Source organism: Pseudomonas sp. 22072, assembly GCF_052046095.1.
GTDB lineage: Bacteria > Pseudomonadota > Gammaproteobacteria > Pseudomonadales > Pseudomonadaceae > Aquipseudomonas > Aquipseudomonas paracarnis.
On the sequence record NZ_JBQEQE010000015.1, the window covers coordinates 16,855 to 42,778 of the forward strand.

The 25,924-nt window shown below is 60.0% G+C and carries 20 protein-coding genes; 7 read left to right on the forward strand and 13 right to left on the reverse strand.

The genetic code is table 11. The annotated features are described in order from the left end of the window. Positions 1-73 precede the first annotated feature (73 nt). Together ACTJLA_RS16610 and pdxR are read right to left on the reverse strand one after the other, a co-directional pair. Positions 74-475 (reverse strand): cupin domain-containing protein, encoded by a 402-nt coding sequence (locus ACTJLA_RS16610; RefSeq protein ID WP_054921306.1) that lies wholly within the window; start codon positions 473-475, stop codon positions 74-76. A gap of 84 nt (positions 476-559) precedes the next feature. Continuing rightward, on the reverse strand, positions 560-1,993 hold the full coding sequence (gene pdxR, locus ACTJLA_RS16615) for a MocR-like pyridoxine biosynthesis transcription factor PdxR (protein WP_314543142.1): 1,434 nt from the start codon (positions 1,991-1,993) through the stop codon (positions 560-562). Positions 1,994-2,190: 197 nt separating this feature from the next. On the opposite strand from pdxR, the gene ACTJLA_RS16620 reads away from it, so the two are divergent. Both ACTJLA_RS16620 and ACTJLA_RS16625 read left to right on the forward strand, forming a co-directional pair. Continuing rightward, positions 2,191-5,559 carry a calcium-binding protein gene (locus tag ACTJLA_RS16620; RefSeq protein ID WP_314543144.1) on the forward strand — a complete coding sequence of 1,123 codons (3,369 nt, stop codon included), beginning with the start codon at positions 2,191-2,193 and terminating at the stop codon, positions 5,557-5,559. Positions 5,560-5,586: 27 nt separating this feature from the next. Then, positions 5,587-7,332, forward strand: a complete 1,746-nt coding sequence (locus ACTJLA_RS16625) for a hypothetical protein (RefSeq protein WP_314543146.1) — start codon at positions 5,587-5,589, stop codon at positions 7,330-7,332. Positions 7,333-7,373: 41 nt separating this feature from the next. Here the strand turns inward: ACTJLA_RS16625 and ACTJLA_RS16630 are convergent, their stop codons facing one another. From ACTJLA_RS16630 to ACTJLA_RS16650, 5 genes are all read right to left on the reverse strand, one after another. Further along, positions 7,374-8,141 (reverse strand): SDR family oxidoreductase, encoded by a 768-nt coding sequence (locus ACTJLA_RS16630; RefSeq protein ID WP_034126013.1) that lies wholly within the window; start codon positions 8,139-8,141, stop codon positions 7,374-7,376. Between the two features lie 21 nt (positions 8,142-8,162). Beyond that, positions 8,163-9,230, reverse strand: a complete 1,068-nt coding sequence (locus ACTJLA_RS16635; RefSeq protein WP_314543150.1) for a phosphotransferase family protein — start codon at positions 9,228-9,230, stop codon at positions 8,163-8,165. A 129-nt stretch (positions 9,231-9,359) separates the two neighbouring features. Next, entirely contained in the window at positions 9,360-10,313 is a 954-nt protein-coding gene (locus ACTJLA_RS16640) for a 2-hydroxyacid dehydrogenase (RefSeq protein ID WP_034126011.1), read from the reverse strand. A 144-nt stretch (positions 10,314-10,457) separates the two neighbouring features. Further along, positions 10,458-10,892: a hypothetical protein gene (locus ACTJLA_RS16645; protein WP_054921314.1), complete on the reverse strand. Its 435-nt coding sequence runs from the start codon at positions 10,890-10,892 to the stop codon at positions 10,458-10,460. 53 nt (positions 10,893-10,945) lie between these two features. Then, on the reverse strand, positions 10,946-11,446 hold the full coding sequence (locus ACTJLA_RS16650; RefSeq protein ID WP_314543154.1) for a DUF4822 domain-containing protein: 501 nt from the start codon (positions 11,444-11,446) through the stop codon (positions 10,946-10,948). A 550-nt stretch (positions 11,447-11,996) separates the two neighbouring features. Here ACTJLA_RS16650 and ACTJLA_RS16655 point away from each other — a divergent pair. Next, entirely contained in the window at positions 11,997-13,274 is a 1,278-nt protein-coding gene (locus ACTJLA_RS16655) for a serine/threonine transporter (protein ID WP_314543156.1), read from the forward strand. Between the two features lie 218 nt (positions 13,275-13,492). Here the strand turns inward: ACTJLA_RS16655 and acnB are convergent, their stop codons facing one another. After that, the gene (gene acnB, locus ACTJLA_RS16660; RefSeq protein WP_003190828.1) at positions 13,493-16,102 is read right to left on the reverse strand and encodes a bifunctional aconitate hydratase 2/2-methylisocitrate dehydratase; all 2,610 of its coding nucleotides are present in this window, start codon (positions 16,100-16,102) and stop codon (positions 13,493-13,495) included. 395 nt (positions 16,103-16,497) lie between these two features. Between acnB and ACTJLA_RS16665 the strand changes: the two genes are divergently transcribed. Next, positions 16,498-16,968: a DUF1289 domain-containing protein gene (locus tag ACTJLA_RS16665; RefSeq protein WP_032892118.1), complete on the forward strand. Its 471-nt coding sequence runs from the start codon at positions 16,498-16,500 to the stop codon at positions 16,966-16,968. A gap of 128 nt (positions 16,969-17,096) precedes the next feature. Here ACTJLA_RS16665 and ACTJLA_RS16670 read toward each other — a convergent pair whose 3' ends face one another. Then, complete coding sequence (locus ACTJLA_RS16670) at positions 17,097-17,960, reverse strand: universal stress protein (RefSeq protein WP_034126007.1); 864 nt, start codon at positions 17,958-17,960, stop codon at positions 17,097-17,099. A gap of 149 nt (positions 17,961-18,109) precedes the next feature. Between ACTJLA_RS16670 and ACTJLA_RS16675 the strand changes: the two genes are divergently transcribed. Next, entirely contained in the window at positions 18,110-18,712 is a 603-nt protein-coding gene (locus ACTJLA_RS16675) for a tRNA-(ms[2]io[6]A)-hydroxylase (RefSeq protein WP_440841630.1), read from the forward strand. Here the strand turns inward: ACTJLA_RS16675 and ACTJLA_RS16680 are convergent. After that, entirely contained in the window at positions 18,668-19,867 is a 1,200-nt protein-coding gene (locus ACTJLA_RS16680; protein WP_197901288.1) for an MFS transporter, read from the reverse strand. The genes ACTJLA_RS16675 and ACTJLA_RS16680 overlap by 45 nt on opposite strands. A gap of 157 nt (positions 19,868-20,024) precedes the next feature. Here ACTJLA_RS16680 and ACTJLA_RS16685 point away from each other — a divergent pair, with 157 nt between their 5' ends. Then, complete coding sequence (locus ACTJLA_RS16685) at positions 20,025-20,732, forward strand: response regulator (protein WP_014718339.1); 708 nt, start codon at positions 20,025-20,027, stop codon at positions 20,730-20,732. Continuing rightward, positions 20,733-22,010: an ATP-binding protein gene (locus ACTJLA_RS16690; protein ID WP_034126004.1), complete on the forward strand. Its 1,278-nt coding sequence runs from the start codon at positions 20,733-20,735 to the stop codon at positions 22,008-22,010. Positions 22,011-22,147: 137 nt separating this feature from the next. Here the strand turns inward: ACTJLA_RS16690 and ACTJLA_RS16695 are convergent, their stop codons facing one another. From ACTJLA_RS16695 to ACTJLA_RS16705, 3 genes are all read right to left on the reverse strand, one after another. Further along, a complete protein-coding gene (locus tag ACTJLA_RS16695; protein WP_197901289.1) occupies positions 22,148-22,939 on the reverse strand; it encodes a MipA/OmpV family protein in 792 nt (263 codons plus the stop codon). A gap of 16 nt (positions 22,940-22,955) precedes the next feature. Beyond that, the gene (locus ACTJLA_RS16700; protein ID WP_314543165.1) at positions 22,956-24,779 is read right to left on the reverse strand and encodes a serine hydrolase domain-containing protein; all 1,824 of its coding nucleotides are present in this window, start codon (positions 24,777-24,779) and stop codon (positions 22,956-22,958) included. A gap of 116 nt (positions 24,780-24,895) precedes the next feature. Then, positions 24,896-25,795, reverse strand: a complete 900-nt coding sequence (locus tag ACTJLA_RS16705; RefSeq protein ID WP_034126002.1) for a LysR family transcriptional regulator — start codon at positions 25,793-25,795, stop codon at positions 24,896-24,898. Between the last annotated feature and the right edge of the window lie 129 nt (positions 25,796-25,924).

The following is a 25,924-nucleotide window of genomic DNA, read 5'->3' on the forward strand; positions in this document are numbered from 1 at the left end:
TAAAAGATGAGCTGGCTGGTCCACCGCTATTGCAGGCAAGCCAGCTCCCACATGGGTATTGTGGTGTTGCTGATTACTTGGGAAGTGGGGTAAGTACCTCAGCCTTGTCATCCAGCACCATCACCACCAGCAGCTTGGCCGGTTGGGTCTGGCTGGCATTGCTTGACTCAAAATGCCGCGAGCCGGCCGGTTCGTAGAACGATTGCCCGGCTTTGTAGGTGATCGCCTTTTCATCATTGACCCGCGAGGTGATCTCGCCTTCGAGCACATAAGCCACGGCGGTGCCGGTGTGGCTGTGGGGCACGGTGGCCTGGCCGGGGGCGTAGTCCACGGTGAGCATGATGGTTTTCTTGCCCGGCACGTTGGTCAAGGCGTGTTCTTGCAGCACCTTGAGCTTTTCCTTGTTGTAGACCGGGTCGTGGGCAAATGCACTGAGGGAGGCGAGCATCAGTGTGGCAGCGAACAAGCGTTTCATGATGAGGGTTCCATCGGGTGAAAGACCGCTTCACCCTACGCCGCCGGGGGCTTGCCACCAATGACCAATGCGCCGGAAAACCGCCTAGCCAATCTGCAGGAGGATATCCCGCACCTTGTCCAGCGCCGGGTCGATATCCAGAGTCTCGATGGCACCGAACCCCAGAATCAGCCCCGAGCGCACCGGGCGGTCGTGAAAAAACACGTCCAAGGGATATAAACCCACCTCGACCTGACGCGCCCGTTCCATCAGCAATGGAATATTCACCGGCACCTTGCACAGGGCCGCCAGGTGAAAGCCCGCCACCGTCGGTACTGCCTCGAACCACGGCGACAGATCGCCCGCCAGACGCTGCAGGATGCGTTCGCGACGCCCCGCGTAGACGCCGTGACAGCGGCGAATATGTTTGAGCAGGTAGCCTTCGCTGATGAACTTGGCCAGTGCCCACTGCGGCAAGGTAGCGCTGTGCTGGTCGGTCAATTGCTTGGCCTTGAGCACCGCACCATAAATGGCCGGCGGCAGCACCGCATAGCCCAGGCGTAACTCCGGCGACAGGGTTTTGGAAAAGGTGCCGACGTAGGTGACCACGCCTCGGGTATCCATGCTTTGCAGGGAGTCGGTGGGGCGGCCTTCGTAGCGGAATTCGCTGTCGTAATCGTCTTCGATGATGATCGCGCCGAGCGCAATGGCGCGGTCCAGCAGGGCTTCGCGCCGCGCCTGGCTCATGGGCATGCCGAGGGGGAACTGGTGGGACGGCGTCACATAGATCAGGCGCGTGCCATCCGGGATCTGGTCGACCTGCAGGCCCTGTTCGTCGACGGCAACACTGGCGACGCGGGCGCCCATCGCGACGAACAATTGGCGTGCGGGGCTGTAGCCGGGGTCTTCCATCGCGACCAGGCTGCCGGGTTCAAGCACCACGCGGGCAAGCAGGTCCAGCGCCTGCTGTGCCCCATTGGTGACCACGATATTGCTGGCGCGGCATTTGACCCCGCGGGAAAACGCGATATGCCCGGCGATGGCTTCGCGCAGGGCGGGCACGCCTTCTGGCTGGCTGTAAAAGCCACTGTTCTGGGCGATGCGACGCAACGCATCCTGGGTGCAACGCCGCCATTCATCCTGGGGGAATTGGTGGCGTGTCGTCGCGCCGCCGATAAATTCGTAGCGCAGGAGCTCCTCGCGGGCGGGGTGGCCCATGGGTGAGGGCAGTGCGGCCCATTTGCCCAGGTTGGCGGCACACGCCAGGTCGGTGGCGGTTTGCACGCGGTCGGGCTGTGGCGCCCACGCATTGACGAAAGTGCCGCGGCCGATCTTGCCAACCAGCAGGCCCTCGTAGGTCAAGGTGGCGTAGGTGTCCGACACCGTCTTGCGCGAGATGCCCAGTTGTTCGGCGAGCAGTCGGCTGGGGGGCAGTTGTGCGCCTGCCGACAGCCGCCCGGTGGCGATGGCTTCGCGCAACTGCTGGTAGAGCTGTTCGGCCAGGTCCTTGCGGCCATTGATTACCACGTGCAGTTCCATGTTTCATCCCAAGGCTTCACTCCGCGCCAAGATTACTCGCTTGCGGTGCGGGCTCAAAATATCTATGAGTCAGTCGCCCCTGCGTATAAGCATCTACCGTCGCCTGGCTATTACCGGCCGCCATGATTTCCCCTATTGCAGGCACCGATTGCCTGCCGCCCGCGTTATTCAACGTGATGGCATAGGGAGCAGGACTCATGACGACATCGAAAACACATACTAAAAAGAGGCTTGAGACCTTGCTCGCCCTGGACCAGAGCCTGGGACCGCTGGTGGTTGGCGAGTTGACTGTCTCGCGTACAGACCTGGCCGCCATGGGTGCCCAGGTGGCGGGAAAAACGGTCAAGACCCATCGTCTGGCGGTACGCGAGGCAGATCAGACGCTGCTGGATTCAATCCGGTTCTCGGCGTCCAGACTGCAGCGTTATCTTCGTGGGAGTAGTTCTGTCAGCGACAGCAGCGCCGCTGTGCTATTTGAGTTCGCGGCGTTGCGCTCTACACAAGCTGCGCCTTTACTGGCGGTCAAGCCGGGAGACGAAAATCCCGGTGCAGTGGGCAAGCTCGATAGGCTGTTACGTTCAGTGCAGAAAACCAATCTCAACCAAGCGGCGCAGTTGGAGGGAATGCCTGGTTGGGTCGAGCCGAAGAAAAGCCGAAGCTTGGCGGTAATGGGCGCGGGGCTGGAGGTTTACGGGTACTACAGTGCGATCAACGCGTTGGCCGAAGCGATCAAGACCGGCGATATCAATGAGGCGGTAGTCACAGGCGCAGAGTTGTTTGCCAACCTCACGGGCACGGCACTGGAGTTGGCGCTGGAGCACTTGGGCAGACGACTGCTGGAAAACGGGCATAAGGTGTTAGCAGGTTTCAGCGCCAGTTCTCTTGGCCAGACCCTGCGACGGGGCGCCGGCCTGTTCGCTCTGGTGCTGACGTTGCCGTTTGACTATCACAATGCCAAGCAATCGCTGCATAAGGCGGCGAACAGCACTGGCAAGGAAGCGCTTGATCATTACGTCAACGCCGGCTTCAGTATCGTGAGCGCCAGCGTCAGTGTGGCCCTGGGGGTTGCAGCGTTGGCTGGATTCGGCGTGGCCGGCCCGCTGGGTATTGCCGCCGCCGCCGTATTGATGTTTGGCGCGCAACTCTATGCGGCGGTTCGTCTGGTGGATGAAATTGATGACTATATCGAGCTGAGTGTTTTCGAGCGGCTGCACACGGGCTGGTTGGCATTTCAGGGCAAGGAACCGGAGAAAGAAATACGTGAGCGGTTCGCCCTGGCCAGGATGGAAAATTGGTATGCGCAGCACCTGACCAATCAGGCCCAGACCTGGCTCAGGGGGGCGCTCAGAGGCACCGTACAGGCGGTAGTCAATGGTGGGTTTGAGGTGCGGCTGAGCCCGGTCCGGCATTGGAAGCATCGATGGAACGAAGCCGAGGGTGAGGATCCCTACATCGACACCACCGAGCCGATGCTCGTCGACCAGAATGATCAAATAGATGCTTCCAGCGCCTCGGTTGGCCGTCTGCCTGGTGTGGTGCTTGGTCAGGGTGATGCGAATTCCGCGGTGCTTTGGCGGCTGGGGGGCGGCAATGACGATGTCAAAGGCTTCGCTGAGATCCCCAATATTTTTCAGTTCGGTGAAGGCCAAAAGCAGCTGACCGGTGGCGCCAGGGACGACGTATTCAGCTATGACATGCCGACGGGCACACTGGACGAGGCCGACGCACATCGCTCGGCCAGTCAGCTGCGTGGCGAGGCAGGCAGCGATACGCTCTACCTGTCCAACTCGGCAATCTATGAGCACAACACGCAGGGCTATGCCATCGACCTGCAGGCGGGCACCGTCGTGCGGCGCAAAGATATCGACAAACCGCTGCCTCATCACTCGATCAGCCTCGACTCGATAGAAAATATCGCCACGCCAGCCGGGGTTGCCAGCCAAGTCAAGGGTTCGGAACAGGCCAATACGATAATCGCAAACGGCGATGGCGATCGGATCGAGGCCGCGCAGGGCAATGATACGGTGATCGTGCTGGGTTCCAACGCCTGGGTGGACGGCGGAGCGGGCAAGGACCGTTATGTTCTGGCCACCAACCGCGGCACGGTCTCGCTATACGAGCAGGACTGGGCCGAGGGTGCCGTGATCGAGATGCGCTGGCCTCTCTCGGCTATCGCCCATTGGGGCGTCCAGGGGTGTGCGTTGGTCATTGTGGTCTGGCGGGGCGTTAATGGCGAACTGCCGCAGCACGTGATCAAGCTTGAGCAGCTCTATACGCAAGGTGATGACCGGCGCTGGTTGAACAAGCACAGCCTGCTGTTTCTCACGGAGGACGGCTACATGCTTGAGCCGATTCTCGAACCGACATTGGTTGGCAACGAGGACGCCGACGTGACCGTCGCCGTGAGAGCAGGTGGCCAGGACGTCAGCCTGGACAGGGTGTTGAACGCCGGAACGTTCGTGGTGCCCCATGGGCGTTCGACCCGCTGTTTCATCGAACGTGGGCCACACAGAAAGGTGGTCGAAGTTCGTCTTAAAAGCGACGCGACTGCTTGCGTGTTGTACGTGGATTATTCGTCGCAGGAGATTCTCCAGGTATTGGCCGGTTACCGTGTGACCCTACGCAGGTTGGTTCACTTCGATTCGCTGACCTATAGCGACGTGAAATTAACCATCAGTTTCACCGACGGCAGTCAGTTGGTGCTCTGCGAATATGCCAGTGATCGATCCTCGATACGCACCAACGTGACGTCAAACATCATCGCGGTCAGCCTCAAACTGGACTGCCAGTTTGTACTGGTCATGAATGATGGCGTCTCATACCGGATACAGGCGGCCCAGCAAACCTATAGCCAGGACCGCGCCTCACCAGGTTTCAATACCTTCGATGGCAGCTCGGCATTGGTAAAAAGGCCCGGGATACACGGTTTTTTTCGACCGCATAGCGCCAAGGGGGTCTGGTTGCAATCGTCGCCGCAGAAAGTCGTTATTCCTGCCCCACCGCATTATCAAAAGTCTTACTCGTTGATGGGGCGGGCGTCGACCTATGAAGTGGTGCCCAGTACCGGCTCAACGATCTACCTGTCCACGCCGGACGCGCTGGCCAAAAAGTCGGACGCATCGTTCTGGCGGATCAACACGGCCAAGCTTGGTGAGCGGATTGAGCGGGCGCACATCGTCTTGAACGAAAACACGCTGACCCTCGGCAGCGTGAAGGTGCTGCTGCCACCCGTGACAGACCCTTCGGTGCCGCTGGAACAAGTCAGCGTACTCACCAAGCAGGGCGAGCAATACGACATCCGCCAGGACCTGGGGGGCATCTATCTCGCGCAACTGGATGCCTCCCCTTATCAGACTGTAGCCGAGGTCTGGGAAGCGTTGCGGCGTTCTCGTCAGTGGTCAACCTTGATGGCGCGTCAGTTGCGCGTTATCGGCTTGGAGCTGAGCGACGGCACGGTGTCAGGCGTTCATTACGATTCAGGCCGCGATTGCTGGGGGGCGGATGTTGATCCGCTGCGTACCGTAACGTCTGCGGACTTGCGGTTCAGCGGTGTTGACTCAGTCTGATTGATCATTAAAAGGGATTTTTTATTTATGCAGCAAAAACCGCAATCGCCCAGAACTGCCGGCCGACCCTCTGGGCGTGCCGGTGACGGTGCCGACACTGTCATGGTCAGGGACTATGGCCGCCCGACCAGTACCACTCAACCGGCGTATCAAGGCGCGCAGCGCACGCGATACCGCAATGGTGGTTTGCTTGGGGTCCCGCAACTAAGTGCTTTGGATCTGCCTGGGCCGCCACCGCCAACGGCTGTATGGGTGACAGGCGATACGCTTGGAGCCGTCAATGCCGAGGGTATGCATGATGTGAACGGCCGCAGTTACGTCAATCTGGATACCGGGCAAACGGTGCAAGTGATCCATCAGCCGGCCAGTGGTACTTATCACCCGCGCTTGGCGCATCAACTGGCTGCCGGCTCCGCTGTGGTACAGAGGGTTGGGAATACTTCAACCTGGACAAACGTGACGACTGCAGCGCATTCCAGTGTTCCGATAGCCACGCCAGTGACGATGCCAACACCTGGGCCGCGAGATCCGCAGTGGGATCTGCAGCTCTACGATGCGCGAGGTGCTGGTGCAGCGACGGGGACTCCTATCCCGGGGAAAAAACAGTACGTCATTGGCGGGCAAAACTACTACGGTGATGAGCTGTTTTCGTTGGACCACTACAAGGCAGGCGATAACAGGCTCTACATGCAGAATGCGAGTGGTGTGTTGCAGCCTCGCGGCTCCATCAGCGAAGACGGGATGATTCAGCTCTCTGGTGACCCGGCCGTCGCCTATTTGGAGGTGGGGAGCGTGCTGGTTCGCGTCGAGCTTGATAGCACGAGAAATAAATACCAACTGATCCCGAATGGTTCCAACAGCGCGCCGGGTATTTACCTGGATACTGGCGGCAGCCGGGCATCGTGGGTGCCCGAAATGCGCTTGGACAGCATCGGCGCAATCATTAACGCCGCCCGCAAATCGCTGGGCTACACCGGTGTTACCAGTGATATGAGCCAGGGCTTGATGTCGACGGTGGACAAGCAGACGTACTGCTATATGCGCCAATATGCGCGGCAGATGATTGCATTCGATAACCCGCGTATCCGCAACGCGCCCGTGCAGCAGCGAGATCGCATGATTGATGCACACATCTGGACCCATGGCTACCCGTATGAGCGCCTGTTGCTCGGGATGCACGCCAGGGCTGAGGGCGTCGCACTACCACCGGGTGTTGTGCAGTTTGATGCGTTTCAAGGTATGGCCACCGTGGCGGCCCGTCGTGAGGGAACGTTCAATCTAGAGGCCGTTGCCGTCAATGATCAGCTTCATTATCCCTATCGCGGCAGGCGCGGGGATGAACAGGATTTTTTTGATCAATGGAGCGCGTTGGACATTAAGCAGACCAGGCAGCGTGGGGCGGCCAATGAGCAAATGTACCGTGAGTTACTTAAAAATGATGGCTATCGAATCATTCCCGGTGGGACCTACGGCGGCAGCCAGAATGGCTTCGATCTGGTATTCATGGGGCCGGCGGGCGATGTCTATGTGCTTGAAGTCAAACATGCCAAATCCGGCCACGTCAGCATGGCCAGGGTCAATCAGCACTTCCAGATGGAGGATGGCTGGGTCACACGGGTCCTGAGCAAACTGGACAGTCACGATCCGGGTGCCGGGCAGCAGGTTGCGGATGCACTGGCACGTCAACGGCTTTTCAAGGTCATTGGTGCGACCCTGCCAGATGGCAAACTGGTGCTATTTAAGATCGACATGAGCGCTGTACGTGCGCGGTGACAAACAGGCGAGCCCGTTCGCCACCGACAGTGCCGGCGGCTTCAGGACAAGAAGCCACCGTCCACGTTGAGCGAAACGCCCGTGGTGTAGCTCGATGCGTCACTGGCCAGGTACAACACCGCGCCAGCCATTTCGCTGGGGTCGGCCACGCGCTTGAGCGGGATCTGCGCCAGGGCAACTTTCAGGATCGAATCGTTCTTGACCAGTGCCGAGGCGAACTTGGTATCGGTCAGGCCCGGCAGCAGCGCGTTGCAACGGATACCGAACGCCGCGCACTCCTTGGCGAATACCTTGGTCATGTTGATCACGGCGGCCTTGGTCACCGAGTAGATGCCCTGGAACACGCCCGGCGAGATGCCGTTGATCGAGGCCACGTTGATGATGCTGCCGCCGCCGTTCTCGCGCATCAGCTTGCCGGCTTCCACCGACATGAAGAAGTAACCACGGATATTCACGTCAACGGTCTTCTGGAATGCGCCCAGGTCCGTGTCCAGTACGTTGCAGAACTGCGGGTTGGTAGCGGCGTTGTTGACCAGGATATCCAGGCGGCCGAACTGTTCACGAATGCCGGCGAACACCTGGGTGATCTGCTCCATTTCACCAATATGGCAGGCAATGGCCGTGGCTTTGCCGCCCTCGGCGATGATCGCATCGGCCACGTGCTGGCAACCCTCCAGCTTGCGGCTGGAGACGATCACATGGGCGCCTTGCTGGGCCAGCAACTTGGCGATGGCTTCACCGATGCCACGGCTGGCGCCGGAAACAAACGCAATCTTGCCATCGAGGTCGAACAGGTTGGTCTTGGACATGAGGGTTCCTTGTAGTTGCACTCAGAGCGCTGATTTGCCGATGACATTCAGGCTCATCTGCTCCAGCAGTTTGTTCATGTGGATGAACTGCGCGAAGCGTTTGTCCTGGGTCTGGCCATGGAAGAAACGGTAGTAGATCTGCTGCACAATCCCGGCCAGACGGAACAGGCCGTAGGTGTAATAGAAATCGAAATTGTCGATCTGGATGCCGGAACGCTCGGCGTAGTAGTCGACAAACTGGCGGCGGGTGAGCATGCCGGGGGCGTTGCTCGGCTGGCGGCGCATCAATTGCACCGGCGCCGGGTCTGCGGCCTCGATCCAGTAGGCGAGGGTGTTGCCCAGGTCCATCAGCGGGTCGCCCAGGGTGGTCAGCTCCCAGTCCAGCACGCCGATGATCTGCATCGGGTTGTGCGGGTCGAGGATCACGTTGTCGAAGCGGTAGTCGTTGTGCACGATGCTGGAGGTGGGGTGGTCGGCAGGCATCTTGTCGTTGAGCCAGGCGCGTACCGCCTCCCATTTTGGCGCGTCGGGCGTCAGGGCTTTTTCATAGCGCTCGCCCCAGCCGCGAATCTGCCGCGCCACGTAGCCTTCAGGCTTGCCCAAGTCGGCCAGGCCGCAGGCGTGGTAGTCGACCTGGTGCAGTTCGACGAACTTGTCGATAAAACTCTTGCACAAGGCTTCGGTGCGGGTAGCGTCCAGGCCCAGCTCAGCCGGCAGGTCGGAACGCAGGATGATGCCGTTGACGCGCTCCATCACATAGAACTCAGCGCCGATCACCGATTCATCGGTGCAGTGCACATAAGCCTTGGGGCAGTACGGGAAGCCATCTTTGAGCTGGTTGAGAATGCGGTATTCGCGGCCCATGTCGTGGGCAGACTTGGGCTTGTGACCAAACGGCGGGCGACGCAGTACAAATTCCTGGTCGGGGTATTCCAGCAGGTAAGTCAGGTTCGACGCGCCACCAGGGAACTGGCTGATTTTGACGGTACCGCTCAGGCCCGGAATATGAGCTTTGAGGTAGGGATCGATCAGGCTGGCATCAAGTTCTTCGCCTGGGCGAATCTGGGTCGATTGGTCGTTCAGCGCCATGCTTATCCCTTCTGCTTATTCTAAAGGCCTTGGACTATTTCCTAATCTAATGCGCATAGCCGCCCAGCGACAAGGTCGGGGCGGTTTAATAGGTTAGCGTGTTGAAGGGTGATCAGCGTGCCTGATTGGTCATTTTGCGGGCGCTGGCAAGGCAACCGGTGTAAGCACGGGGCGGCCGGCAAAGTATTCCACCAGGTTATCAGCGACGCGCTGCACCGTGTCATGGGCCGCTTCCGGGGACAGGCCGGCCACGTGGGACGTCAGCACGGTATTGCTCAGGCGCTTGAGGGCATCGGGCACTGCAGGCTCATCGTCAAACACGTCCAGCGCGGCGCCGCCGATGCGGCGCTGCTCCAGCGCGGCGACCAGGTCGGCGGTCACCACTACGCTGCCGCGCCCGATGTTGACCAGAAAGCCGTGCGGCCCCAGGGCGTCCAGGGCGTGACGGTCGATCAGGTGACGGGTGCTGGCACCGCCGGGCGTAGCCAGCACCAGGAAATCCGAGGTACGCGCCAGCTCGACAGCCGTCGCACAGTAGGTGTAATCCACGTCATCGCGGGGTTGGCGGTTGTGATAACTCACCTCCATGCCGAACCCCAGGGCGGCGCGCCGGGCAATCTCCATCCCCACCGCACCCAGCCCGAGAATCCCCAGGTGTTTACCGCTCAGGGAAGGGCGCATCACTTTCGGCCATTCGCCACGCCGCACCGCTGCATCCGTCTGGGGAACGCCACGCACCAGCGACAGCAGCAGCGCCATGGCATGGTCGGCCACCGACGGCGCATTTACCCCTGCACCGTTGGTCACCACGATCCCACGATTGCTCGCGGCCTGCAGGTCCACGTGTTCGTAGCCGGCACCGATCACGCAGATGATTTCCAACAACGGCAGTGCCGCGATTTCATCGGCGTACAACCCCAGCGGGCCACGGGTCAGCACGGCCTTGATCTGCCCACCGTGCAACTTGATCGCCTGAGCGCGTTCGACGGGCGTCGGCGCCAGAATCACATGAAAGTCATTGCTCTCGATGATTTGCAGGTACTCGTTGATGGTTTCAACCAGGACCAGAACGGTGGTGGGCATGGGGCAGCTCTCCGGTGAGTTCGATGCTCTGAGTATGCTGCATTTTTGTTGCGCGAAATGCCGAGGGCCCGAGAAAGCGCGACTGATTTTGCGAAAGGTGCCAGCGTCTCGGCGAGCGGGAGACGCTGTTTGCACGCGGGCGAATTATTTAGCGGGTGCAGGCTTGCGCACCTTGCTCTGTTCGGCCGCTACGATGTCCATGTAATCGTAGGTAGGAAAGAACTCTGTCCTGAAGGGTCCCCATGCAGAGCGTTCGATGGCGAGATTGACCTCCCGCAGGCGCGAGGCGGGGAAGCGTAGAACGATGACGTGGCCGATCCCCATGGCGATGGTCCAACTGACGATCTCTACCCCTTCAGGAGGGAATACTTTAAAGAGTTCCTGTTCGGTGAGTTTTGTTCTTATTTCGTTCAAGTTGCGAGATTGGTCATGTTTGAGGAAAACGGTCAGCAGCACCGCATTGTCAGCGCTGATGGCGACAGGTTTTCCTGATGTGGAAGCCTGCGCATGAAGGCCGCCTGAAACAAGGGTAGAGAACAATAAAACAGACGCCAATAAAGGCTTTAATAGCGTTTTCATTGAGTGAGGCCTTTTATGAGTATTGTCGCTACTCGTGGGGTGAGTGTTGAGGGTTAGTGGGTGGGGGTGGTTTTTACTGATCCGGTATAGGGCGCATGAACCACATGTATTCGAACAAGAGGGTTGGCGTCGATCATGTCGCGCGGAACTTCACGAGAATAAGTGAACTCCTGATTGTTCAACGTCTCAAGTTTTCTGACGATGGTTCTCGTTGCACCTTTATCGGGTATCAGGATATGGTTTTTCCTGTCCCCTGTTACCATGAAGTAACCGCCGCCGCCGTTGTCATATTTTGATAGCCCGGTATCGGTGTAGAAAAATTCGTAGCGATTACGCTCAGGGTCCCACGCTGATATTCCAACGACACCTGGGTACTTGTCCTTTACATCGATCTCTGGGGCGCCCTCTATATAAACTTTTGTCGTCAGCCAGCGGGGGGATGTGCCCAGGGCACTTGCGTCGGAGTTTTCTACTGCCGGTTGTGCTTGGCTGGCCAATGGGCTGAGCATTCCGGTGGCAAGTATCAGCGAGAAAATAAGGTTCTGTTTTTTCATCAAGTCGCTCCTGGCGAGTGAGGTTTTTAATTCTGCTGTCGTGGGTTTAGAGGACTTTGTTTTTTGAGCTGAGCTGGAATATAGACGTGATAGGAGGGGCTCTCAATGCTGGGGAAAACTCTTGCAACAAAACCCGCAATAATTAGAGTTTCAGTCCAGATGCGCTGATTAACTGTCTGTAAGAACTTTCTTATATGTGAGGGTGCGTAACTTTAACTAATGTTGGATTTCTGTCAGCTGCTTGCCACTGGAGAACTTTGAATGACTGGATTTGTTTAAACATAGCTTCGCCGGCCTTGCGTGATCGACCCTCCCAATGCCACCCGGCAGGGGCACTCGTGAGGTGGGTAAAGGCGGTGCGCATCTGGCGTTGACTCAACTGAGCTGCCCATGGACCGCCTTCCAGGCTTTGCACTGCATTGCCGTTCCTCAGCTAAGTCTTTGCTTATTCACAAGAATCCCGGACAATCGCGCCCCTGTTAAGGTCAGGGCGCTGCCTGTCAGGTTTTTCTGACTCGTCCTGGCCGTGTGAATGCGGAGATCCGACCGGATGAATGATCAGGCCAATAGCGTCGACGAACGCTATGCAACGACACCTGCAACGCTCACAAGCTGGAGCCGCCAGGACACCACCTGGATGCTCGGGCTGTTCGGTACCGCCATTGGCGCCGGTACTTTGTTCTTGCCGATCAACGCGGGCCTGGGGGGCTTCTGGCCGCTGGTGATCCTGGCGTTGCTGGCCTTCCCGATGACGTTCTTTGCCCACCGTGGGCTGACCCGTTTCGTGCTGTCCGGCCGCGAAGGTTCCGACATCACCGACGTGGTGGAAGAGCATTTCGGTATCAAGGCCGGTGCACTGATCACCTTGCTGTACTTCTTTGCGATCTTCCCGATCCTGCTGATCTACAGCGTGGCGCTGACCAATACCGTCAGCAGCTTCCTGGAGCACCAACTGCACATCCTGCCGCCGCCCCGGGCGATCCTGGCGTTTGTATTGATCCTCGGCCTGTTGGCCGTGGTGCGTTGCGGTGAGCAGGTGATCGTCAAGGCCATGAGCCTGATGGTGTACCCGTTTATTGTGGCCTTGCTGTTCCTGGCGGTGTATCTGGTGCCGCACTGGACCGGTGGCATTCTCAGTACCGCCAGCGAAGTGCCGGCACCGTCGGCGTTGCTCAACACGCTGTGGCTGGCGATTCCGGTGATGGTGTTTTCGTTCAACCATTCGCCGATCATCTCGGCCTTTGCGGTGGACCAGAAGCGCCAGTATGGCGCTCACGCCGAGGAGCGCAGTTCGCAGATCCTGTCCCGCGCGCACTTGCTGATGGTGGCGATGGTGCTGTTCTTCGTGTTCAGTTGCGTGCTGACCCTGTCACCCGCGCAGTTGGCGGAAGCGAAAGCGCAAAACCTGTCGATCCTGTCGTACCTGGCCAACCACTTCGATAACCCGACGATTGCCTTTGCCGCACCGTTGATTGCGTTCGTGGCGATTGCCAAGTCGTTCCTGGGCCACTACATCGGTGCAAGCGAGGGCCTCAAGGGCCTGGTGGTCAAGACTGGCCGCCGTCCGGCACCCAAGACTCTGGACCGCATGACCGCCGCCTTCATGCTGGTGGTGTGCTGGATCGTCGCCACGCTTAACCCGAGCATCCTTGGCATGATCGAGACCCTGGGTGGGCCGGTGATTGCGTCGATTCTGTTCCTGATGCCGATGTACGCCATCCGCAAGGTGCCGGCCATGGCCAAGTACCGTGGGCAGGCGTCGAATGTGTTTGTGACTGCAGTTGGCTTGGTTGCCATTACGGCGTTGGTGTATTCGCTGGTTGCTTGAGCCCTGATGCGGTCTGTCTGACTGCACAGCTCTAAAAGTGTGGGAGCTGGCTTGCCTGCGATAGCTATCTGTCAGTCATTACATTCATGACTGATACACCGCTATCGCAGGCAAGCCAGCTCCCACATTTGTTTTGTGTTGGCAGTAAAGGTTAATTCCAGGCATAAAAAAACGCCGCGTACCTTGCGATACGCGGCGTTCTTCACATCAACACACCGTTAAGCTTGAATCACCGGGATGTTGGCGCTTGCTGCGATCTTGCGGAACTCAGCGATCTGGTCGAAGTTCAGGTAGCGGTAGACGTCACTGGCCATGGTATCCAGTTTCGCTGCGTAGCCCATGTACTCTTCGACTGTCGGCAGGCGACCCAGAGTGGAGGCGACTGCCGCCAGCTCAGCCGATGCCAGGTAGACGTTGGCACCATCACCCAGGCGGTTCGGGAAGTTACGGGTCGAGGTCGACACGACGGTGGAGTTCGGCTCAACGCGTGCCTGGTTACCCATGCACAGCGAGCAGCCTGGCATTTCCATACGTGCGCCAGCCTTGCCGTAGATGCCGTAGTAGCCTTCTTCGGTCAGTTGGTGAGCGTCCATCTTGGTCGGCGGCGACAGCCACAGACGGGTAGGCAGCTGGCCCTTGACCTGCTCCAGCAGCTTACCGGCAGCGCGGAAGTGACCGATGTTGGTCATGCACGAACCGATGAACACTTCGTCGATCTTCTCGCCAGCGACGCTGGACAGCAGACGGGCGTCGTCCGGGTCGTTTGGCGCGCAGAGGATCGGCTCGTTGATTTCCGACAGGTCGATTTCGATGATTTCGGCGTATTCGGCGTCGGCATCGGCTTCCATCAGCTCCGGGTTGGCAACCCAGGCTTCCATCGCTTGGGCGCGACGTTCCAGGGTGCGTGCATCGCCGTAGCCTTCGCCGATCATCCAGCGCAGCAGGGTGATGTTGGAGTTCAGGTACTCGGTGACGGACTCTTTGGACAGCTTGATGGTGCAACCGGCAGCCGAACGTTCAGCCGAGGCGTCGGACAGCTCGAAAGCCTGTTCCAGCGTCAGGTCGTTCAGGCCTTCGATTTCCAGGATGCGGCCAGAGAAGGCGTTCTTCTTGCCTTTCTTTTCTACGGTCAGCAGGCCAGCCTGGATCGCGTAGTAAGGAATGGCATGAACCAGGTCACGCAGGGTGATGCCAGGCTTCATCTTGCCTTTGAAGCGCACCAGAATCGATTCCGGCATGTCCAGTGGCATTACGCCAGTGGCTGCGGCGAACGCGACCAGGCCAGAACCGGCCGGGAACGAGATGCCCATCGGGAAACGGGTGTGGGAGTCGCCACCGGTACCGACGGTGTCCGGCAGCAGCATGCGGTTCAGCCAGCTGTGGATGATGCCGTCGCCTGGACGCAGCGATACACCGCCACGGGTCATGATGAAGTCAGGCAGGGTGTGGTGGGTGGTCACGTCGATCGGCTTCGGGTAAGCCGCGGTGTGGCAGAAGGACTGCATCACCAGGTCGGTCGAGAAGCCCAGGCACGCCAAGTCTTTGAGTTCATCACGGGTCATTGGGCCGGTGGTGTCCTGGGACCCCACGGTGGTCATCTTCGGCTCGCAGTAGGTGCCTGGACGAACGCCTTTGCCTTCTGGCAGGCCACAGGCCTTGCCGACCATTTTCTGCGCCAGGGTGAAGCCTTTGCCGGTGTCGACAGGCGCTTCAGGCAGCTTGAACAGGTCAGTCGGGCCCAGGCCCAGCTCAGCGCGTGCCTTGTCGGTCAGGCCGCGGCCGATGATCAGCGGGATACGGCCGCCGGCGCGAACTTCGTCCAACAGCACCGGGGTCTTCATTTCGAAGGTGGTCAGGACTTCGTCGGTGCCGTGCTTGCAGACTTTGCCAGCATGCGGGTACAGGTCGATCACGTCGCCCATGTTCATGTTGGTGACGTCGAATTCGATTGGCAGTGCGCCGGCATCTTCCATGGTGTTGTAGAAGATCGGAGCGATCTTGCTGCCGAAGCAGAAACCGCCGGCACGCTTGTTCGGCACGTAAGGCACGTCGTCACCGAAGAACCACAGTACCGAGTTGGTCGCCGACTTACGCGACGAACCGGTACCGACCACGTCACCCACGTAGGCGATCGGGAAGCCTTGGCCGCGCATTTCTTCGATCTGCTTCATCGGGCCGGTCTTGCCTTGCTCGTCCGGCACGATGCCTTCGCGAGCCATTTTCAGCATGGCCAGGGCGTGAAGCGGGATGTCAGGGCGGGACCAGGCGTCAGGCGCAGGCGACAGGTCGTCGGTGTTGGTTTCGCCGGTGACCTTGAAGACGCGCAGGCTGATTTTGTCGGCCAGGGTAGGGCGGTTGCGGAACCACTCGCCGTCAGCCCAGGACTGGATCACGCCTTTGGCGTGCTCGTTGCCGTTGCGGGCTTTTTCGGCGACGTCGTGGAACGCATCGAACATCAGCAGGGTGTGCTTGAGTTGGGCGGCCGCGACGGGCGCCAGTTCGGCGTCGTCCAGCAGCTCGACCAACGTCACGATGTTGTAGCCGCCCTGCATGGTGCCGAGCAGTTCAACAGCGCGTTTCTTGTCGATCAGGGGGGAAGTGGCTTCGCCCTTGGCCAGGGCAGACAGGAAACCGGCCTTGACGTAAGCGGCTTCGTCAACGCCTGGTGGAATACGGTTGGTGATCAGGTCAACGAGGAATTCTTCTTCGCCAGCCGGAGGATTTTTCAGCAGCTCGACCAGGCCTGCGGTTTGTTCGGCGTTAAGCGGCTGGGGAACGATACCCAGTGCTGCACGCTCTTCGATATGTTTGCGGTAGGCTTCAAGCACAGTTATTACCCTCATCAGTGGTCCCACGGGACGCTCATCCAGAAATGAACGGCACGCATGCGCTCGGGGGCTTTTTGGGCCGCAAAGCCAGCGCTGCCGGCATTCCTTACAGAAGCTGCTTTCAAAGTTTTACGCCTGCAGAACGGAGCTGATGAGGGTTGGCGCGGGCTCTGACCTACCGGGTCGAACCTGCGCCAACACCGTTCTGAAGGAACGACTGTGCTCGTGACGCTTTGAAAACAGCTTCCAGCGGATTATTGGCGCCTTACAAGGCCGGGTGATTCTACGGCAAAAAAAATCTAAAGGTAAGTTGCCTGCTCAAGTTTGCTGGGTGATCAACCTTAGACAAAGGGCTAACATGGCACACTGTTTCGCTGATTTGCGTGTTGCTGCTTATGCCCAACCAAACCATCAAGACCCCCTGCGTCGGCCTGTGCTCCACGGTCTACGGCGATCTCGTGTGCCGTGGATGCAAGCGCTTCCACCATGAAGTGATCCAGTGGAACGGCTATAACGAAGAAGAAAAACGCGCGGTCTGGCTCAGGCTTGAGCAGCTGTTGGTGCAGGTCATGGCCGGTAAAGTGGAGGTTTTCGACCCCAAGACCCTGCGCGGGCAGTTGGAGCAACGCAAGATTCGCTTTGTGCCACACCAGTCCGAGTATTGCTGGGCCTACCAGTTGATCGCCCGTGGGGCCCGGGTGATCAATAACCTGGAGGCCTATGGCATGGTGCTGTTGCCGGAGTTTCGCGACTGGGCGCTGCCTGAACTGCGCGATGCCATTGATCGCGAGTTCTTTATCTTGTCCGAGGCGCATTACCAGCGCTATATCGCGCCGGGCTTCTTGAAAGATGCGCTGGGTAACTGACTGGCGAGGTCAATGTGGGAGCTGGCTTGCCTGCGATAGCGGTGTGTCNAGCAAATGCGCCCGCTTACCCACCGCAATCGCAGGCAAGCCAGCTCCCACATTTGGTCCACATTGCCTGAAGGTCGGTGTCAGGGCTTGGTCGCCAGCTCTTCCAGATGGTCCATGAGCGTCTGCGGTTTGAGCACCAGCACATCGCTTTGCACCGCATCCAGCACCACTTCTGCGGTATTGCCGATCAACGCCCCGGAAATCCCCGTGCGCGCCACCGTGCCGATAATGGTCACCGCCGCCTGCAACCGATGGGCGATATGTGGGATCAGCACATCGGCCGGGCCTTCCTCGATATGCAGGTGCCTGTCGTCCACGTCGAACTCGGCCTGGAAGGCCTTGCATTGCTCGCGGTAGCGCGCCTCAATGGTTTCCTTGAGCTGAAAGGTCGGGTCTGCCGCCGACAGCATGGGCGAGGGGTGAGCGCTGATCACATGCAACTGCGCTTTGGCGAGGCTGGCGATATCAAAGCCATGGTCGATGATCGAATTGTGCAGCGAGCGGTGTTCGCCGTCGGCGTTGCCCACGTCGATGGCCGCCAGGATCACGCCGCCCGCCCAGGGGGTGGCGGTCTTGACCAGCAACACCGGCGTTGGGCAGTAGCGCAGCAACTTCCAGTCCGCCGGGGTCAGCAGGGCTTTTTTCAGAGGGTTGTCGGGGAAGTGCTGTTTGATCACCAGGCCACAGCCTTCGGCTTGCTGCACATCGATGATGGTTTCATGCAGGCTGTCGTTCCAGGCCTGCTCGGTGGTGACGCTGTAGCCGTCTTCTTTCAAGCCTTCCTTGAGCAGGCTCAGCAGCGCCGAATGCTCGTGCTTCTTGTCACAGACCAGCAAGTGCAGGTGCGCGTCGGTGACTTTGGCAATCAGCTTGGCACGCTTGAGGGCCAGGCTTTCCGAATGCTCGGGCTCGATGACCACCAGGATGCTGCGGATGGCTTGCATGGTCGGGATCTCCAAAAGGGCAGGCGTTGGATAACTATAGTTGCTGCTACGCAGCCGTCATGTTGATACACATCAAGGCCGGTGGCTGGTGGTCTGCGACGGGGTCGGTATAATCGGCGCCCTTTTGTGATCCTTTGCCCGTGAGCCCGATGAACCTGCCCGAAATCCATGAATTCCTCGGCTGCCGCACCCCCGATGCCTGGGTCCAGGCCGCGTTGGCCGATCAGGAAACCCTGCTGATCGACCACAAGAACTGCGAATTCAAAGCCGCCAGCACCGCCTTGAGCCTGATGGCCAAGTACTACGGCCACGTTGACCTGATCAACATGATGTCGCGCCTGGCCCGCGAAGAGTTGGTGCACCACGAGCAGGTCATGCGCCTGATGAAAAAGCGCAAGGTCGAACTGCGTCAACTGCACGCCGGCCGTTACGCCTCGGGTTTGCGCAAGGTGGTGCGCAGCCATGAGCCGGTCAAGCTGGTGGATACCCTGGTGGTGGGGGCCTTTATCGAAGCGCGCAGTTGCGAGCGGTTCGAAGCGCTGGTGCCGCATTTGGACCAAGAACTCGGCAAGTTCTATTTCGGCTTGCTCAAAAGCGAGGCGCGGCACTTCCAGGGCTACTTGAAGCTGGCATACCAGTACGGCGACGCCAAGGATATCGCCCAGGTGATCGAGCGGGTACGGGCCACCGAGCAGGACCTGATCGAATCACCCGACGTCGAGTTCCGCTTTCACAGTGGCGTGCCAGCCTGAGGCCACGGCCACACCGATCAAGGCGGTGATCCCGGTCAGCAGCAGGATCACCGTTGGCGTGCCCAAAGGCGCTGCCAACACGGCAATCATCAAGCCCGCCAAGGGCTGGGCCAGGTTGTTGAGCAAGGTCATCACGCCAACGGTCTTGCCGAAGTCCTGCACCGGAATCACCCGTTGGCGGGTGCTGCGCAGGTACACGTTGAACATCTTGTCGAAGCCGGTCAGCAGCAGGAACCCCACCGTGTAGGCCCACACGCCGGGGCTGAGCGCGGTGATCAGCGCGCCGACGGTGATCATCGAGTACGACAACCCGCCCAGTACCTTCAGCTTCAGTGATGAATGCGCCAGGTAGAACAGAATCGCGATTGTCACCAGCGCCCCGGCGGCTTGCAGCAGGGCATAGGCGTCTTTGCCCGCTGCGTAGTGGCCGGTGACCATGGCAGCCGAGGTAGCCAGCGTCACGCCGACCATCAGGTTCACACCGACCGCCAGGACGATGATGCGTTTCAACTCCACCCGGTTGAGGATGTGGCCAAAAGCGGTGCGCAGGGGTTGCAGCCAGTTACCCGGCTGTTGTTCATGGATGTGCAGGTCCACCGTGGTGTTGCGCTGCCAGATCAGCATCGCCAGGTCTGCCAGCACAAACAGCGCGGCGACGCCCAGCACTACCCATGGCCACGCCCAGACTTCCAGCATCAGCGCCGCCACCAATGGCCCGAGCACCAGTCCGCCCTGGTCGGCGATCTGCGAATAGGACAAGGTCTTGGCGTAGGTGTACTGCCCGAAGATATGCGGCATCACCACTTCCCGCGCCATGATGCCCTGGGTGGTCAGCACGCCGCACAACGCGGACAGCATCACCAGCCAATGGATACCGTCGAACAGCCCATACAGCGCCATCGCCACCACGCAGGCCAGGGCCCGATACACCTGGCTGATATGCAGGATACGCACCGGTGAAAACCTGTCGCACAACGCCCCGCACACCGGAAACGCCAGGTAGCGCGGCAGTGACTCGACAAAAAATGCCAACCCCGCCCACGACACGCTTTGCGTGGTCTGGAACACGATCAGTGGCACGATAAACAGCAGAACCTGGTCGGCCAGCCGTGAAAGGAACAGCGAAATGAAGAACGCCAGGTAATCCTTGCGCATGGAACTCCCTGTCAATGGCGTTAAAAACTGCAGGCTATTTGTTAAAAACTCTTAAAAGCATGAAGCTTCTTCGCTGGGGACTGGTCAGCCACCTCTGTCGGCCAGCTTGCCACCTATAATGGCCCCATTTCAATCCGCGCATCCACACTGAGAACTTATGGAAAACCTGGGTCTGGGCAAGGTCCTGCTCGTTGAGGACGATGAAAAGCTGGCAGGGCTGGTCTCGCATTTTCTGTCGCAGCATGGTTTCGAGGTACGGGTGGTGTACCGGGGTGATGAAGCCTTGGCGGCGTTCCTGGATTTCAAGCCGAAGATCGTCGTGCTCGATCTGATGCTGCCGGGTCAGAGCGGGCTGCATGTCTGCCGCGAGATTCGCAACGTGTCGGACACGCCCATCGTGATCCTCACCGCCAAGGAAGATGACCTGGACCATATCCTTGGCCTTGAGTCCGGTGCTGACGACTACGTGATCAAGCCGATCAAACCGCCGGTGTTGTTGGCGCGCCTGCGTGCGCTGCAGCGCCGTCAAGTGCCCGAGCCCACCGTGCGCGGTGCCCTGGAATTTGGCCGCTTGTCGATTGATCGCAGTTGCCGGGTGGTCCGCCTGGGCGGCGAGACCATTGACCTCACCACCATGGAATTCGAGTTGCTGTGGTTGCTGGCCAGCAGCGCGGGCAAGATTCTCTCTCGCGACGACATCCTCAACCGCATGCGCGGCATTGCCTTTGACGGGCTGAACCGCAGCGTAGACGTGTACATCAGCAAACTGCGCGGCAAGCTCAATGACAACCCCCGCGAGCCGGTGTGCATCAAGACCATCTGGGGCAAGGGCTACCTGTTCAACCCGTTCGCGTGGGAGGTGTAGATGCTGCGCTTGTACCTGCGCCTCTATTTGATTCTCGCGCTCGGTCTGGCCGGGTCGATCTGGCTGGTCAACTTCGGCCTGGACGCTTACATGCCCGAGTCCAACGAGACCTATAACCGTGAAGCCCTGCGCGGCCCGGCCTGGGCCCTGGTGGAACAGTTGCGCCCCGTGCAGGCAGAGGCGCGCCAGGCACGCCTGGACGAACTGCAACCGCATTACGGCTTGCGGCTCGAACTGGTGCAGCGCGACACCCAGGATTTGAGCGAACGGGAACAGAAACTCCTGGCGGCTGGCCAGGTGGTGGTGCGCGAGGACTTCATGAAATTTCTTGCGCCTATCGACGACGGCCCGCAACTGCTCGAAATCAGATTGCCGGAGGAACCCAAGTGGTTGTACCTCTGGGCCTACGCTTTCCTGGGCGTGAGCCTGGCCATCGTCCTGTATTTCTGGGTGCGTCCACACTGGCGCGACCTGGAGCACATCCGCCTGGCAGCGCAACGTTTCGGTGACAATGACCTGGGCTCGCGCATCTTGTTGCCGACTCGCTCCACCGTGCGTTCACTGGCCGGGCACTTCAACCAGATGGCCGAGCGCATCGAAGGTTTGATCGCCAACCAGCGCGAACTCACCAACGCGGTCTCCCACGAATTGCGTACGCCGATTGCGCGGCTGTCATTCGAGCTGGACCAGCTCAGGCAGCAGAGCGACCCACGGCAAAGCCGAGCATTGATCAACGACATGTACGCCGACCTCGGTGAGCTGGAAGAAATGGTCTCCGAGCTGTTGACCTATGCCAGCCTTGAGCCAGGCGCGACCCAGGTGACTCGCGAGCAAATCGAGGCCCACAGTTGGCTCGACAGTGTGATCGGCAGCGTGGCCCTGGAGGCCGAAGCGGAAGGGGTGCAGTTGTCGTTGCGCACCTGCGAGGTGGACGTTATCCAGATCGAGCCACGCTTTATGGCGCGGGCCGTGATCAACCTGCTGCGCAACGCGATTCGTTATGCCGATCGTCGCGTGGAAGTGTCGCTGGTCAAGTTTGGCAGCGGTTACGAAGTGCGGGTCAACGACGATGGGCCGGGAGTACCGCTGGAGGGTCGCACCAAGATATTCGAACCCTTCCTGCGCCTTGACGCCAGCCGCGACCGCCGCACAGGCGGATTTGGTCTGGGCCTGGCGCTGGTCAAGCGTGTCAGCCAGTGGCATGGCGGGCAGGTGGAAGTGCAGGATTCGGAGTGGGGCGGGGCGTCGTTTCGAATGACGTGGGCCTATGCAGAGTAAGGGGGCTTGCCCCAATGCCATCCTGTAGGAGCGAGCTTGCTCGCGAAAAGCCTCAACGATAACGCGTGTTCTCTGGATAAACGCGGCGCCTGCGAGTTTTTCGCGAGCAAGCTCGCTCCTACAGAGGGCAAGTCAGATCAGAAGGTGTACTGCAGCTCCCCCAACACCGATGCCTGCAGCCGCTGCTCCACGATCGGGCTCTTGCCTGCTTCATCGGCCAGGTATTGCACATCCAGCAAGGTCGAGAACTGCGTGTGTTCGTTGATCGGCACGCTCCATGAAAGGTTCATGCCATTGCTGATATTGCCGGCCCTTGCCTTGTATTCCTTGAAGCGGCTGCGGGTGGCCTGGTCGGCAGTCACGCCGTACCAGGTTTGCAGGTAGTTGCGGTCACCGAAGTGGCTGTTGATGGCGGCATCGACGGAGCCGTAGCGGCCTTCATAGAGATTGGTACCCAGGCTCAACTCCAGGTGGGTAAAAGCCTTGCCGGTTTCCTTGTGTTTATCTTCTTCAAGCGCATGTTCCAGGGTGGCGCCGATGATCACACCGCCGAGGTTGTAGGCGGCACTCACCCCCAATTGCGGACGTGACTTGATCTCGCCCATGCCTTTGAGGCGTTTGGAGCCGGCATGCATGCTTTCATTTTTATCCTTGCGCGAATCGCTTGCGCCAACGTATGCGCTGAAGCTCAGGGCATTACCTTCGTAACCCCAGCCCAAGCCCGTATCAGTGTCGAGGAAGACGCCCCAGGGGCTGATGATTTTGCCACCGAGCACAGGCGCCGTCATACGTTCGTCGCTGCCACTGTAGCGGGGGGCGTTGGCCATGCCGGCCTCGAGGCTGTATTGCCAGTCTTCGGCAAGCGCCGTATCGGCGGCGGCGAGCAGGCACAGTGAGGTCAATGACAGGCACAGGTTTTTTGAGTGCATCAGGGTGTTTTCCTGGTTAGAGGTTCAAGGGTGTGTGGGGTGAATGGGTGCGTTTGAACGAGTAGCCCGAAGCACTCAGGCCGTTGACCTGGCGGCTGACGGTATCGCCCAGGCCGTAGCCGTTGCCGGCCAGCACCGCATGGGCGTTGTCGATGGGCAGCAGGATGTAGTCGGTCAACGGCTCGCCGTGCAATTGGCCGCGAATCACCAGGAAACCGTCCTCCTGGCGCACGCTGATGCCACTCAATGGCGCGTCGGGTTCATGGCTGTTGAGCACCTGGTAGGTGCCGACCGTGTTGGCCCACGCGGCGGACAAGGGCGGCGGCTCGATGCGCTCGCCGATGGCAATGCGTTGGCCGTGGCTGCGGGCGGTGAGCATTTGGCGGCCTTGTACCGTGAGCACATCCAACTGCACGCGGCCCAACTCGCCGAGGTCCTTGCGCCAGAAACCCAGTATCTTTTTCTGCGCCCGCAGCCAGCCTTGCTCATCACGCAATAGCTGGAAATTGTAGCCGGCCAGTTCACCGCTCAAGCGCGCATGCTCATCCCTGATGCGGAACACGCCCCAGGCGGTGGCGTAGAAGCCTGCCAGGCGCTTGCGATCCACCGCCGCCGGTACATGGCGCAGCTTGAGGCCGTGGCTGGGGGCCTGGCAGTCATCGGCGCATACGGGCTTGCCGGTCTGAGCCTGGAGCATCAGGCGCAGGCTGTCGGTGGTCAGCGACACCACCATGTCTTCGGCGTTGCTGTCGTTGGCCATGATGACCACGGCCAGTTGCTGATCCGGCAGCAGGGTCAACTGGGCCACGAAGTCGTCGCCGCCACCGCTGTGCTGGTAGGTGCGCACACCGGGGCCGATGGGCTCGTCACCACAGGGCGCCAAGAACCAGCCCAAGCCCATCTGGCAGTCGAAATCCAAGGCATTGCCGGTGTTTTGCTGGGTAAACATGGCGTCGATAGACGTGCTACCGAGGATCTGGCTGCCCTTGTAGGTGCCCTTGGCAAACAGCATGCGTACGTAGCGGCTGAGGTCTTTGGGGCTGGTCCACAGGCCGCCGGCGGCGAGGTCACGCACCTGTGGGTCGGTGCTGGCCTTGCCATCCTCGTAGCCGTGGGCGCGATAGCTCATTTGCGCACCGGTGCCCAGGAAACTGGACTGGTTCATTCTCAAGGGTGTGAGCAGGCTGCTTTGTAACTGGGCTTCGAAGCTTTTGCCGCTGCTGCGCTCAATGGCGGCGCCCACCAAGGCATAGCCAAGGTTGGAATACGCCACTTGGGAGCCCGGCAGGCTGCTCAGCCACACACCCGACACACGCATCGGCATCTGCCCCATGGCATAGGTGCTGCGCAGGTCGCGCAGGTGCTCGCTGGGCAAGCCGGATTGATGGCTGAGCAAGCGCCGCAAGGTGATCGCTCGATCCGCCTTGGCCTGGTCGCTGTGAAAGCGGGAGCGCACGTAGAACTCACGCAGGGTCTGCTGGATCGGCGCATCCAGCGCCAGGTGTTGCTGCTCCACCAGTTGCAGCGCCGCCGTGGCGGTTAGCAGCTTGGAGATGCCACCTGCGCGAAACGCGGTATTGGGCGTGACCGGCACCCCCAGGTCTTTGTCAGCCAGGCCAAAGCCGCGGGCCCAGATCAGCTCCTGGCCATTGACCAGGGCAATCGACAATCCCGCCACATTGTCCCGAGCCATCTCCCGGGGAATGCGGGTTTGCAGGTAGCGGATGATTGCGCCGTAATCGCCTTTTTGAATCGGCGGCGGGACAGGCGGTTGCGAGTGGCAACCGATACTGCCCAACAGGCAACCCAAGAGCGGAATACCGCGCAATCTGCGAAACATCAAGAGCACCCGAATGATGATTTGGATGCTGGAATGCTAGGGCGGCGGGGGCCGAGAATCTTTGAGTGCTTTGTCGGGAAACTGTCAAAGACTGTTAACGGCCGCTTATAAAAACATCAGGATTTGCCCAGGGGTGCGGGCATCAACGTGGCGATCAGGGCGCGAATGGTCCCCGGCAGCGCTTCCAGCTCGCGTACCAGGATGCTGCGCTCGCGAATCGCCCAGGGCTCGTCCAGTTTTACCGTCACCAGCTGCATGGTGCGGCTGTGACGCAGGGCGGCGGACTCGGGAATGATACCGATGCCCACGCCGGCCTCGACCATCCGGCAGATCGCCTCGAAGCTCGAGACCTGGATACGCAGCGACAATTGCTTGCCCAGACGCTCGACGTGTTCGCGCAGGAAACTCAACAGCGTGCTGCCTTCATGCAGGCCGATATGCTGATACGCCAGGGTCTGCTCAAGGGTCACCGAAGGCTGGTCGGCCAACGGATGCCCGACGGGTACCATCAGCACCAGTTCGTCGGTGCTGAAATGCAACACTTGCAGGCCGGAGGCTTCCACGGGGCCGGCGATGATGCCCATGTCACTGGTGCCATCGAGCACCCCACGCACGATGTCCCGCGACAGGCGCTCCTGCAGGTCGACGGTGACGCCCGGGCGCTGTGACAGAAAGCCTGCCAAGACCTCCGGCAAAAACTCGGTGACCGCCGTGGTGTTGGCGAAGATACGGATATGCCCGGCCGAATCCACGCCGTATTGGGTGAACTCGCTTTTGAGGTAATCCACCTGGCGCATGATCAACCGCGCATGGTGTAACAGGCGCTCGCCTGCTGGGGTGATCTCCACGCCTCGGCTGTCGCGGTACAACAGGCGCGTGTCGAGCTGGCCTTCCAGGGCCTTGATCCGCGCACTGGCGGCAGCCGGCGACAGGAAGGCGCGCTTGGCACCCTGGGTGAGGCTGGGGGATTCGGCGATATGGATAAACAGGCGCAGGTCGGCGAGATCGAAGTGCATGCAAAACTCCCGGACAACAGGTTTCCTGTGGGAGCGGGCTTGCTGTGGCGAGGGAGCTTGCTCCCGCTCGACAGCGCAGCTGGAGCCGGCTTTTTTGGGGGCGCTACGCACCCCAGCGCAAGCAAGCTT